Origin of the sequence: Corynebacterium sp. NML98-0116 (assembly GCF_001767255.1) — a bacterium.
GTDB lineage: Bacteria > Actinomycetota > Actinomycetes > Mycobacteriales > Mycobacteriaceae > Corynebacterium > Corynebacterium pseudogenitalium.
The window spans coordinates 1,308,624-1,321,321 of the sequence record NZ_CP017639.1 but is presented as its reverse complement, the minus strand read 5'-3'; the positions used below and the strand labels follow the sequence as shown (position 1 = coordinate 1,321,321).

Genomic DNA, 12,698 nt, shown 5'->3' with positions numbered 1-12,698 from the left:
ACGCGAGGAGGTGGAGCACCGTGTACCGCAAAACCGGCGCATTTTCTGTCGACGCAACAGACGCCGTCGACGCAACAGAAACCAGTGGGTTCAACGGGTCACGCCTGTCTGCCACCGTCATCCTCATCCGCGACACTCCCGACGGAATCAAGGTGTGGATGCAAGAACGAGTCATGAGCATGAAAAACTACCCAGGCATGACAGTTTTTCCCGGAGGTGGCGTCGATAGTCGCGACTTCCCACCCCGCGCCTGGAATGACGGAGACCTGTGGATTGGCAAGTCGGCAGTCTCTGTTGCACGAAGGCTCGGCGTCACCAAATACAAGGCACATGCCCTGCTGTTTGCCGCTGTTCGCGAATTGTTCGAAGAAACCGGAACACTGCTCGCCGTTGACGACGAAGGAACCCTACTCGGCGACGCACGTCCTTTCCACGACCAACGGCTCAAACTCGTCTCGCACGAGATCTCGCTTACGGACATGCTGCAGGCCAATGAACTCAACGTCTGCAGCGACCTCCTCATCCCATTTGCACGCTGGGTAGGTTGCTCGCACCGAGGTAACTGGTTCGACACCTTCAGCTTCCTCGCAAAAGCACCCATCGGACAAGAACCAGACGCGGAAACCGGCGAGGCAGACGACGCAAACTGGTTCTCCCCGAAGCTACTCATGGAAGGATGGCGCGCCGGGCTCGTTCGCTTCGTGCCATCAACATGGGGGCAACTCCAACAGCTGTGCTCCTGCGACACCTTCGAGGATGCGGTCAAACTTGCACGCAACGCCGACATGCGCCCGATCATCGGAGACCCCGCCGATGATCCGCGCTACCACGAGTTTTTCCACCAGCACCCGACAGATAGGATCGGGACGCCCAAATGAGTTTTACTTTGGACGAGGTTGGGTTCCTACGGGACAACCTGCAAAAGATTCTGGCGCTTGGACCGGACCTCGAACTCATTCCAAGTACGCTAATTCGCGACAGAGCCGTACTGGAAAAGGAATTCGGCGATCATGCCCGTGTCGTTTCGGAGTTACTCGCTGCGCAGCGCAGCGCCCGTGGGAAGATGCCCGAACATTGGCTTACCGATAGCGACGCCGCGCAACAAGCAACGCCACAGCTCGTTGCCGAATACAGAGCGCAGCTGATCAAGGATTTCGGAGCAGCCACGGTCCACGACGTGACCTGTTCAGTGGGAAGCGAAGGGGCGTCGATAAGAAAACAACAGCTCTCTTGGATAGGCTCCGATCTCGATCGCGTACGGCTTGCGATGGCTCAAGCAAACCTTGCCGACGCCAACGTGCTCCTCTGCCAAGCCGATGCACTGCAACCCATTAGCCGCGCCGATGTCATCGTGGCTGACCCAGCACGACGCGCCAACGGCCGACGAATCACCGACCCAGCAAAACTCCTACCACCCCTGCCAGACCTCGTGGAAGCACATCGTGGCAGAGAACTCGCAGTAAAGTGTGCACCCGGAATCGACTACAGCGAGTGGAGCGGGCTCGTCAGCGTCGTCTCTCTCGATGGCGGCGTCAAAGAAACCTGCCTGTACACAGAAGGTTTCGGATCCGGCATTCGCGAAGCGGTGGTGCTGCGCGCGGACGGTTCGCGAGAGATAGTGAGGTCGGACGAGCCTGACGACACCACTGTCGCCGAACCAGGTACTTGGATGATCGAGCCCGACGGAGCGATCATCCGCGCCGGGCTAGTTCGCCACTGGGCGCACCGGCACAGCTTGTGGATGGTGGACCCGCACATTGCATTTCTTACGGGTGATGAGCTTCCCGCAGCAACGAGTGGCTTCCGTTTCTTAGAGGCTGTGCCGTTCAAGCGTCTTAAGGCAGCACTGGCCAACTATCAAGCGGGGGCGCTTGAGATCCTCGTACGCGGGGTAGACGTCAACCCGGACCAGCTTCGGAAGAAGATGAAGCTGAAAGGGCACCGACAGATGGCGGTACTTATTGCGCGAACAGGCAACAGCCCGACTGCATACATTTGCGAGGCAAGGGAGCATCAGCGCGTAGGGTAGTGCGCATGAAGTATCTCGATCACGCTGCAACTACTCCGATGCGTCAGGTAGCAATCGATGCCTGGGTTGAACACGCAGGTGCGTTGAATCCCGGTGCGCAACACGCAGCGGGACGCCAAGCCAACGCGGTGCTTGCCGATGCAAGAGAACAAGTCGCGGAGTTGCTTGGCGCGGACCCGGTTGAAGTGATTTTCACAGGCTCGGGCACCGAGGCAGACAACATCGCGGTCCGCGGTCTCTACGAAGCCATGCGTGGCAAGCAAGGGGACCGGGTGGTGTGTTCACCGGTTGAGCACTCGGCAGTGCTCGAGACTGTCAAGGCACTAGGAGCACAGCACGTGGATTGGCTCCCGGTAGGCGACGACGGCCACCTGTCGGACCTCGAGGCGCTTGACACTCCGGCAGCTGTGGCCGCAGTGATGTGGGCAAACAATGAGACTGGCGCACTCCAGCCAGTGAAGGAGGTTGTTCGCAGAGCTGCGCTTCAGAACACTCCTGTTCATGTGGATGCTGTGCAGGCCGTTGGAAAGGTCCCCGTTCACTTCCACGACCTCGGTGCTACCACATTGGCAGCGAGCGCACATAAGTTTGGTGGGCCACGCGGAACCGGCCTACTGCTAGCGAAACGCTCGCCGGCGCCGACCGCATCGATTCACGGTGGCGGCCAGGAACGTGGACTGCGACCAGGGACGGTAGACGTGGCCTCTGCCGCTGCAACAGCTGTAGCACTGGCGGAAGCATGCTCTGAGATGGATCGTGAACGCGAACGCGTGAAGGAACTTCGCGATGCACTCGTGGCAGGTGTACAGCGTGAGGTCCCGGACGTGGTGGTAACAACCCAGGAGCCAGCTGTGGAGGGGCATGCCCACTTCATGTTCCGCGGTGCCCACGGGGACGCGATGCTGATGCTGCTCGACTCGTTGGGCATCGCTGTATCAACTGGGTCTACATGCGCAAGTGGTGTGACCCGAATGAGTCATGTGCTTGAGGCGATGGGCGTGGAGGAAGCGCTCGGCTTGGGCGCGCTACGAATTTCGCTGGGGCGAACGAACACACGTGAGGACGTCGACTACTTTGTCCAGAACATCGCTGATGTAGTTGCGAAGGCGCGAGCGGCGGGGAACATGTAGATCTCACGCGATAGTGGGCGAGTTAACGTCGATGTGTTGGCGTTGTTTGCCGGGCCCGAACCAGTACAAGCATCATGCTGGTTCGGGCCTTTCATACTTTCGACCCAACCCAACGGGGGTAAAACACGGGGGTACCAACTGTTCAACGATCACGAAAAGGTCTGCCTAACGCATCCATAGGGCCTAAGTTTGGCTACACCAGACCACGAAAGGTTTTTAGCATAAAAAGGTTGTGCATTAATAGTATCGGCGACACGTGTCGAATGACACATGTCGTGCCTGGTAATCCCGATTTGTTAAGTATTCTCTTACCTACTGTTGCACTAGAGCGCATAATATACGGGTGGGTTGATTGTTGAACACCCATCGACAGGTGTCGGTGGGTTTGTTGAACATGTTGGGTTTGCTGCGATGGTTTCTGAGTGTTTTTTAAGCTATGTGTGCAGGTTGTGGGGCTAGATGTGTTGAAAAATCCGGGTTTTGTGGGCGTGTTTTTGCCTGTTTTGTTGTCGTGTTTTGGGTTGATTAGCCATGTATAGTTCGGGTGCATAAACTTGGGGTCAGAACAACGAAGGGTTTCATGTTCCACCGGTTGGGTGGTGCGTGATGGAAGGTATAAGGATTGTGACAACGATGATGAACAGCATTGCACGGAAGGTATGCGTAGCAGCGTGTGTGTTGGCCGTTGCGGCTAATGGTGCACAGGTTGCTCACGCGGAGCTGGCTGTTGCTGACTCGTCGGTCACAGTGACCGCTGACGGGCCGGGTGCGGTCTTTCACAACTCGGTAACACAGCCGGGTCGTATTTCGACGTTGAAGTTTACGGATGCCCGCTCCATTGCTGGCAGCCAGGAGTCCTCACTGTATGTGGACCTGCGTGCCGATGGTGCGCTAGTGGATTTAGAGTCTGACCTTAACGTGGATACGCACCGTGATGGTAACACCCAGGTGGTCATCTACCGCGGTGAAGACCAGGACGCTGGTGTGTCGGTCGAGCGTGAATACCGCTTTGATGGCAACCGCGTCGATGTCATTGTGCGGGTGACCAACAACAAGGATGCTTCAGCGTTTGTGCAGGCGGATCTGACGAACCAGATTAACTCCCAGGTCGGGCTTTCCGGCTCCTATGATGATGGGAAGTTTGTTGTTGCCCCGGCCCAGCTTGGCTATGAGACTGCGGTGTCGTTCGATAATGCAACCTCGTCTGGTGCAGCCGATGCGTTCCAGCGCACCACGGCTGCCGGTGAGGTTGGGTTTGTGGATCCAGCAGGGGCCAGCTTCCAGCGTGGGCGTTGGTTTGAGCGCATTGATGCAGGCAACACGTTGACTGCTGCCATGCACATGGAGGTCACAACCCAGGACAGTGCTGTTGATTCTGATGGTGACGGTCTGCCGGATGTCTGGGAGCGCGAAGGCGTCACCTTAAGCGATGGTACGGTCATGCCGCTTGATCAGTGGGGTGCTGATCCTGAGCGCCCGGATTTGTTCCTGCAGCTTAATTGGATGAACTCGCAGTGGCAGCAGGCTGGCTGCGACACACCTGGTGCGGATGCTGCCATGTGTGCGCAGATGTCGGTGGCAAGCTACCGCCCACACCGCGATATTTTGCAGCAGCTGGTGGACCGCTTCGACCAGTACGGGGTCAACCTGCACATCGATGCCGGTGATACCTACACCAACATTGCAAACTACCCGACGCGTCATGGTGGACAGACTGAGCCGTACGCCCCGTACTACTTCGAGGGCACCATCCCGGGCATGAAACTGGTCGATAACATCGATACCATTTTGGGTGCGCGTGCGGCAGTCTTCCGGGTTGGTGTCATTGGGGACCAGATGCAGCGTGGCCACTGGGGTACCGGTTTGGCTTTGGTTGCGGATAACTCGTTTTATGTTGCCAAGCATGAGCGTATGCGCAGCGATGATCAGCTGCGTAACACGATCATGCACGAGCTGGGCCACACGTTGGGGCTCAACCATAATGGTTCGATGAAGTTCGCTAACGAGGTGCCGCAGTCGGATTACCTGCCGAACTACTACTCGGTGATGAACTACCTCTACCAGTTCACGCACTTTAACTACTCGGATGAAGAATCTGTCTCTGGTGGGCCACTGCCAGAGGTATGCAACCAGCCGGGTATGGACTGCTACAAAGGTGACTACCGTGTGCCAGCCGACTGGGACAACTTGATGATTAACACCGGCAAGATTGGTAAGGATTACAACTCCACGATCGGTGCCGCTGATGTGAAGGTTGATGGTAAAGCGCTTGCCGCGCAGCAAGAGGCGATGCAGCAAGCTGAGGCCGCGCAGGGCAGTGCGAAGGTTGCTGTTGTAGGTGACCCTGAGCTTCACCGTGGTGAGAATACGGTGAGCTTGAAGGTTGCAAATCCTGGGTTGGATGCGGCCCGGATGCGTGTTGAGGTTGTCTACCCGTCGGGGAAGGCCGAGCAGGTTGTGACGGTTGCAGGCCAAGGCGAGGCAACGGTTGCGCTGCCTGTGACGGTTGGTGTGGTTAAGACGTCGTCGTTGCCGTTGGATGTGCGTGTGGTCAATGAGGATGGCTCCCAAGCCTTTGCTGGCCGGTTTGATGTTGCCGCGGTCATGGATGCGGATGTTGATGGTGATGCGATGGCTGGTGCGCCTCGTAAACCGCAGCAGAATACACAGACTGCCCCGACGACGGCGAAGGCTGGTAAGCATGAGTCTTCGCAGCAGTTGACGACGGCGCAGCGCCCAGCGGCGAGTGTGCAGGATGATCGTCAGGATGCGGCAAGCAAGGATCGTATCCAGGCGGAGGGTGAGACGAATATTGCGGCGATTGTTGCTCCGATTGTGGTGCTGCTGCTGTTAATTGGTGGTGGTGTTGCCGCGGCGATGTCTGGTGGTCTGCACTTCTAGCTAGTTGTTCTGTGGGGCCTGTGGTGCCGGGAGTGTTCCCGGTGCCGAGGGCCCCGTTTTTCTATTGTGTGTCGGGCTGGGGTGTGGGATTGTTCCCCGGCAGCACGAACTATTTTCGAGTGGCATGAGGGGGTGCACCAGAATCCGGGTTTTGCCGCCCGTCGTGACGAGAACTTGCTGGTCGCGTCTGCGTGTGGTGGGAATGTGGTGCCCAGCCAACATACAGGCAGATAGTACTGAAGCGTCTGATGATTTGTGTGTGTCGCGTGTGAATGGTGTGACTGGTGTGCGCTAGAGTGTCGCGTATGTATGTAGCCCCTAGACTTCGCTCTGCAACCGCGGCTTTTGTGGCCGCGACGCTTGCCCTTGCGCTTACTGTTTTTGCACCTCAATCGTTGAGTCCTCATGCGGATGCTCAATCAATCCCTGGTCTGATCTCTGGCGTTGATGTGGCTGATCACCAGCGCCCTGGTGGTGCGCCAATCAACTGGAAGATGGCAGGAACGGTCGGTGGGCAGCACTTTGCGTTCGTCAAGGCGACTGAGGGAACGACGTACAAGAACTCGTTTTACGAAGAAGATGTCAAAGCTGCTGCAGATGCAGGTTTGAAGGTCGGTGCATATCACTATGCGCGACCGGGGATGGACCCTATTGCGCAGGCTCGCCACTTCGCAAACGTCATTAACGCTGGCCCTGCGCAGCAGCTGCCACCAGTTCTTGACCTTGAGGTCGATGAGGGGCTTGGTCCAACACAGCTCGCGGCGTGGACGCAGATCTTCCTCACTGAGTTGGAGCGTGCATCGGGCAAGCGGCCGATGCTCTATACCTACCGTTATTTCTGGTACGAGCGGATGAACAACACCAACGCGTTTACTAGCTACCCGCTGTGGCTTGCCGCATACCAGAACCAGCCGCCACGTCCGGTCGGTGGCTGGGACAAGTTGACGTTCTGGCAGCGTAGCGACTCCGGCCGGGTCGCTGGTATTCCGGCGACTGTCGATATGAACTTGTTTAACGGCACCGGTGCACAGTTCGGCGGTTTCGCCGCTGGCAATCTCGGTTCCGCAGGTGGCGTCCTTGAGACGTTCCAGGTGCCGGACTCCGATCAGCTTGAGGTTCTGGAACAGAACAGCACGGCGCTGGTCGTCGCGATCCTCGCGTTGGCCGCCGGTGCCCTGGGTGCATCACAGGTTGCGTCGGAGGCTGCGAAATTCGGCTTTGATATTAAGGACGCGAACAACATCGCTGGCCTTGTCCAGCGCCTGGCTTCTCAGGGCGAACTGCCCGTGGATGACCTGCGTAACATGATGATTGGTGATTACCAGGTTGGTGACCTGCTGATCCTGTTGGATAACGCTGCGCACTAGACGTCGGTAGGCGCGTCGTAGCGAGGGCTCGTAGCAAGGCTACGGGCCCTTTTTTCGTGCTTGAACTGCGCAGGCACGGCGCCTTTGAGCAGTTCACGGTTTAGCGAAGGGCTGGCCTCGATTGGTGTGTTTGCGGCGATGAGGACGATGTTGCCGTAGCGGCGGCCTTTCAGCATTGGTGGGTCCGCGATTGCGGCAACGTGTGGCCACACTTCGAGCATGCCAGCCAGTTCTTCCTTCGCTTCTTTGAGATCCGCGTGGCTGCCGCAGTTTGCCACATATATTCCTGACGGGCTGAGTGATTTCCGCGCTTGCTCGAAGAACTCCACCGTGGTCAGGTTTCGTGGAGTGATCGCTGATGAGAAGACATCGCGAATGATGATGTCGCGGGTGTTGGGTTTGAAGCTGTCGGTGACTTCGCGGGCGTCACCGACTCGTATTTTAACGACCGGTGAACGGGGGATATCGAAAAGTTCGCGGGCGAGCTCGGCAAGTGACATGTCAATTTCCACGACAGTGTTGCGCGAGCCGTTCCACTTAGAAGCAAAGTAGCGGGGCAGTGTGCAGGCAGCGCCACCGAGGTGGGTTAGGCGTGGTTTGGGCCAAAGGGGGACGTCGACAAGCTGTTGGTCGTTCAGAAAATCAGCGATCCACCTCATGTATTCGAAGTCCAGCCGTTCGGGGTCGCCGGGGACGATGTGGGAGCTCGGCACGCCGTTGACGAGGAGCACCATGGAGCCGTCCGGTTCGTGGAGAACCTCCGCGACGCCGGTATCGATTTCATGGAATTCACTTTTTGCTGCCATGCACAGTGACAGTACCTTACGCCTTCACGTCGGCATGGCGCAGGTACACGACGGACGCAAGCCACGCTGTGGCAGTAAGCAGCAGGGTGCTTGCGAGGACGCCGGACACCGCATTCCACTCGAGGATACCCGAGCCCGCGACTGCGTTACCGCCCATCCACAGCATCGTGGCCACGCCGACGGGAGGAAGCAGAAACTGCGCTACTGTGGCGCCGGCAGCAATTGCACCAAAAGCGACGAGGCTGGCCACCACGCCAAGGGCGACTGGCATGGCAAAGTTGCGGACCAGCATTGAAGCGAAGCTTTGCCACGCGGCCACTGCCATCGCAGGAACCACAGCGAGTAAGGACGATGCGAGTAGGGCCATCGGCGGCATGCCTGATAGGCCAGCGACCCAACCACCGATAGTGCTCAAGACGATGAACACGCACTGCATAATTGAGGTCATCGCGATGAGTACAGCAAGTTTTGCGGTGACCAGACTCGCCGCCGATCTGGACGAGGTAAGCAATGTGTTCCAGTTGCCGCCACGGTGCTCAACGCGCCACGTGGAGGACGCGAGAATCGAAATACCCGCCACCATGAAAAGCATGCCGTAAAATAGCGTCGCCTGGGACCAATAGCTCGTCCACCCGGATTCCAAAGTCTCAGAGTTGGCGGCGTAGTTGCCAGCACCGAAGACGACGGAGACGAGTGGGATGGCGACGGCAACGATTGTGATGTAAGTGCGCCGAAGTTTACAAAACTCGTTAACGATCATGTCCATGATTAGATTTCTTTCCTGTCGAGTATTCGCGTTATTGCAACGAACCCTGTAGCGAGCAACACGACGTAGACACACCACGAAGCCCAACCTGGTTGCGTAGGAACTGCGCCTTCGTTAGCGAAGGTGTATGGGAGTAGGACTGCAAAATAGCCGAAGGGGTTCATCTCAGCGAGCCACACAGGGGAAAGCAGCGAGGTGATGCCGAGGAAGCCTCCCGCCACGCCAAATGCCAGCACTCCTACTTGCGATTCAGTGACCGCTGCGAGCACGAACATGGCGCTGGTGATCGCTAGGCTAGTGACAACGGCTGCAACTACGTACACTGCCCAGGCTCCAGCTGTGCTTCCGCTAGGCAGCGGCGCACCTAGCAATACTGGTAGCGCGATGCACGCCGTGAACTCCATCAGCTTGAGCGTGACGATGAGAGGCGCCACTACTCGGAACTTTCGTCGCAGCAGCGAGCCCTTGCGGACGCCAGCAACCGCGTTGAGCAGCCACCCGCCACTTGCATGCTCGTTATCGACGGCGCGACTGGCAATGAGCGCCAATTGCAGTGGGGTGAGAAATGCGAGCGACATCGCAACCGCAATCAGTTGGCCCGACCATGCTGCCTCCGGGGCAGCGGTGAACGCGTCGATTTGGCCGTCTGAGAACAAGCTCATACAAGCGAACAGTACGATGCCCAGGGAGAGCACGCCGCCCAGTAGCGAGATGTGCGTACGACGCAGCTTCAAGAATTCGATGCTCATGCGCTAAGCCCCTTGCGTCCTGTCATCCCAATAAAAATTTCTTCCAGGCTGCGGTGCTTTCGCAGAACCTGGTAGATCGGGACTCCGTGATGGACGAGCTGCGCGCATGCAGTAGCAACGGCCTCCTCGGTAAGTCCGGGTAGTGCCACGCCCCCGGAAACGATGCGTGGTTGCAAGTCTCGTAGAACTTCGGTGGCAACGGCTGCCTGTGGGGTTTGGACGTAGACGTCGGGGAGGTGGGCGTCGAAAAGCTGCTGCTTCGAGCCTTGAAATATGAGCTTGCCTTGGTTGATAATGCTGAAGCTGGTGGCCATCTTCTCCATTTCGGAGAGCAAGTGACTTGAAACGAGGACAGTACGGCCTTCGTCGCGTGCGAGACTGATGATAAGCTCGCGGATTTCTTCGATACCTGCAGGGTCGAGGCCGTTGGTTGGTTCATCGAGGATGAGCAATTGAGGGTCGCGTACGAGCGCGATTGCGATGCCGAGGCGTTGCTTCATGCCGAGCGAATAGTTCTTGACCTGTTTGTCCATGTGCTTTTCCAAGCGAACAAGTCGTACCGCGCGCTGCGCGTTTGCAGAATCGGCTTTGAATAGACGCGTCACAATCTTCATGTTCTCCGCACCGGTGAGGTGCGGGTATGCCGCTGGCGACTCGATGAGTGAGCCGATGCTAGCGAGTACCTCGCCGCGTGTTGAGCGGGTCATCGGCTGCCCCAGCACGGTGATCTCCCCGGCAGTTGGTGTGGTCAGGCCGAGCAACATTTTCATTGTGGTTGATTTGCCGGAGCCGTTCGGCCCCAGGAGCCCGTGCACGGCGCCCTGCGGAACCTCAAGCGAAAGCTTGTCGACGACTGTGTGCGCACCGTAGACCTTCGTCAGGCCCTTCGTAGTAATGATTGGTGAGTTCATGGTGTTCACTATCGCCAAGTGAGGCTCCGAAAGCGTCGGAGCTTGGTACGATCTTGCAAGTCATACCGGGGGATGATGGTGCTTAGCCATCGAGGAGATCGGAACGATCGACAAGGCCCGTGCGATAGGCGAAGAGCGCCGCATGCACGCGGTCGCGCGACTGGGTCTTGGACAAGATCCTCCCGACATGCGTCTTCACCGTTGGCATGGAAATGAACATGCGCTCAGAGATCTCCGAGTTTGACCAGCCACGACCGATTGCGATGAGTACTTCGCGCTCGCGGGCAGTGAGCTCGCCAAGCGCCATGCGGTCAGTCGCAGAAATTGAAAGCTCCTCGTCGGCGTGTGCGGCTTGGCGCGTGCTGTGAGAGATCCGAGCAATGATGCGTTTGGTGGCGCGCGGAGAGATGACGGCATCGCCAGCAGCGACGGTACGGATGGCGTCGAGAAGTTCCTCGGGTTGTGTGTCCTTGAGCAAGAACCCACTGGCGCCGGCCCGCAGTGCGTCCACGACGTAATCCTCGTCATCGAACGTGGTGAGGATAATGACCTTGGTTTGCGGGAAACGGCTGGCGTACTCGGCCGTCGCGGCAATGCCGTCGAGGATGGGCATTTGCACATCCATCAGCACTACATCGACCGGGTGGGATGCCTGTTGCTCGAGTGCCTCAGCGCCGTTCGAGGCCAGCCAATCGACGCCCAAATCTGTCTGGGAGTCGATGACGAGCTGGATACCGTGGAGGAAGAGTGCCTGGTCGTCGACGATCCCTAAGCGAATTGTGCTCATGCATGCTCCAGCGTGTCGGGGTGTATCACTCCGGCGAGACCTTGCTCAACGTAGGGGATTCGCACTTGCGTGACCCACTCTGCACGCCCGCTGTTGGTGGGGGGTGGGGCCTGCCTGCAAAGTTGCCCCGATAAGAGCGGCGCGCTCCCGCATCCCACGCAAGCCGTGGCCATTGACAAGGCTTGCTGCAGTGCCATCGAATCCATTGTTCACACGGATTACCACTTGTTTTTCCTCCCACGTCACATCAAGCAAAGCAGCGCCGTCGCCGTGTTTGAGCGCATTCGTGAGAGCCTCCTGGACCACGCGTCTGGCCGCAAGGGACGTAGCAAGTGGTAGCTGCTCTGGTGCAGATCCCGTTTGCGAGTAAGTGATATCCAGGCCGCCGAGTCGACTCGTACGAACCAGCTCTTCGAAATCTAGAGACACTGGTGAAGGTTCCACCGACCGCCACTCGGGCGCACGAAGTAGCGCGACCACTTCGCGCATTTGCGCCAGGGATTCCCGTCCGACCTCTCCGATTACTCGAAGGGCTTTGTCGCAGTCCCCGCCGTAGCGTCCGCCATCGGCCTGCGCAACAATCACAGTGAGCGAATGGGTAACCACGTCGTGGATCTCGCGGGCAAGGAACGCGCGTTGCTCAGACATAGCCTGTTGAAGCTCGATCCGTTGCTGCCGCAGCGCCTGCTCGAGCTCGCGGGTTGCGGCTTCTTCGGTCCGCCTGCGTAGCTCGCCGAAGAGTCCAGCCGCCACTAGCAACGTGGCGCTCCACGCGAGGTAGGGAAGCTGCTGCTCAAAGGGCATGCTCCGAGGCACGGGCGATACGAGTGAGAGTGCCACGAGGTCTCCTGTAACGAGCGCAATGGCAGCGAAGTCGCGAAGAACTGGGCGAACATTGCGACGGATGATGTAGGCAGTGAAGACCCCAACGACAATCACCGCTACCGTGAGGTTCGTGCTGAATGCACGCATCCCCAATAGGACGAATGCGGTGAGCACAGTTGCAGTTGGCCATCGCCAGCGGGAAAAAGGGGCGACGATAGCCCACAGCAGGAGAGGTACGACCGCCCATGCAGATCTCGTGGCACTCAGGACACCAAGCGAAGCACACACGCCGAGGACAAAAGCGATGCTTGCGTCACGCATGCGGATCGGCAGGCGGGCAGTAAAGGGAGGCATATCCATAACCTAATCGACCTGCGCAGGGCTGTCGTCATGCCTGGGTATGATTCGGCGTACGCTTTTCTTCTCC

The 12,698-nt window shown here is 58.3% G+C and carries 11 protein-coding genes; 4 read left to right on the top strand and 7 right to left on the bottom strand.

What is annotated here, in order from left to right; all coding sequences use genetic code 11:
• Nucleotides 1-20: 20 nt before the first annotated feature.
• Genes BJP05_RS05930 through BJP05_RS05920 form a run of 3 tightly spaced genes read left to right on the top strand, consistent with a single transcriptional unit; the run spans nt 21 to nt 3,159 of the window.
• Nucleotides 21-878, top strand: coding sequence for an NUDIX hydrolase (locus BJP05_RS05930; RefSeq protein ID WP_070362603.1), 858 nt, complete (start codon nt 21-23; stop codon nt 876-878).
• Nucleotides 875-2,029, top strand: a complete 1,155-nt coding sequence (locus tag BJP05_RS05925; RefSeq protein WP_070362602.1) for an SAM-dependent methyltransferase — start codon at nt 875-877, stop codon at nt 2,027-2,029. Before BJP05_RS05930 ends, BJP05_RS05925 begins: the two co-directional genes overlap by 4 nt.
• 5 nt (nt 2,030-2,034) lie before the next feature.
• Nucleotides 2,035-3,159 carry a cysteine desulfurase family protein gene (locus BJP05_RS05920; RefSeq protein WP_070363537.1) on the top strand — a complete coding sequence of 375 codons (1,125 nt, stop codon included), beginning with the start codon at nt 2,035-2,037 and terminating at the stop codon, nt 3,157-3,159.
• 900 nt (nt 3,160-4,059) lie between these two features.
• Here BJP05_RS05920 and BJP05_RS11585 read toward each other — a convergent pair.
• Nucleotides 4,060-4,173, bottom strand: coding sequence for a hypothetical protein (locus BJP05_RS11585; protein ID WP_371440800.1), 114 nt, complete (start codon nt 4,171-4,173; stop codon nt 4,060-4,062).
• A 2,192-nt stretch (nt 4,174-6,365) separates the two neighbouring features.
• Here BJP05_RS11585 and BJP05_RS05910 point away from each other — a divergent pair.
• A complete protein-coding gene (locus tag BJP05_RS05910) occupies nt 6,366-7,427 on the top strand; it encodes a glycoside hydrolase family 25 protein (protein WP_070362600.1) in 1,062 nt (353 codons plus the stop codon).
• Here BJP05_RS05910 and BJP05_RS05905 read toward each other — a convergent pair.
• The 6 genes from BJP05_RS05905 to BJP05_RS05880 all read right to left on the bottom strand — a co-directional run bounded on the left by BJP05_RS05905 (nt 7,424) and on the right by BJP05_RS05880 (nt 12,625).
• Nucleotides 7,424-8,233, bottom strand: a complete 810-nt coding sequence (locus BJP05_RS05905; RefSeq protein WP_070362599.1) for a spermidine synthase — start codon at nt 8,231-8,233, stop codon at nt 7,424-7,426. The two genes, BJP05_RS05910 and BJP05_RS05905, sit on opposite strands and share 4 nt — an antisense overlap.
• Before the next feature lie 16 nt (nt 8,234-8,249).
• Nucleotides 8,250-8,999, bottom strand: coding sequence for an ABC transporter permease (locus BJP05_RS05900; protein WP_083433196.1), 750 nt, complete (start codon nt 8,997-8,999; stop codon nt 8,250-8,252).
• A 2-nt stretch (nt 9,000-9,001) separates the two neighbouring features.
• The gene (locus BJP05_RS05895; protein ID WP_070362598.1) at nt 9,002-9,748 is read right to left on the bottom strand and encodes an ABC transporter permease; all 747 of its coding nucleotides are present in this window, start codon (nt 9,746-9,748) and stop codon (nt 9,002-9,004) included.
• Nucleotides 9,745-10,659 carry an ABC transporter ATP-binding protein gene (locus BJP05_RS05890; protein WP_070362597.1) on the bottom strand — a complete coding sequence of 305 codons (915 nt, stop codon included), beginning with the start codon at nt 10,657-10,659 and terminating at the stop codon, nt 9,745-9,747. Before BJP05_RS05890 ends, BJP05_RS05895 begins: the two co-directional genes overlap by 4 nt.
• An 82-nt stretch (nt 10,660-10,741) precedes the next feature.
• Entirely contained in the window at nt 10,742-11,446 is a 705-nt protein-coding gene (locus tag BJP05_RS05885; RefSeq protein ID WP_070362596.1) for a response regulator transcription factor, read from the bottom strand.
• Nucleotides 11,447-11,491: 45 nt separating this feature from the next.
• On the bottom strand, nt 11,492-12,625 hold the full coding sequence (locus BJP05_RS05880; RefSeq protein WP_145945250.1) for a sensor histidine kinase: 1,134 nt from the start codon (nt 12,623-12,625) through the stop codon (nt 11,492-11,494).
• Nucleotides 12,626-12,698 lie beyond the last annotated feature (73 nt).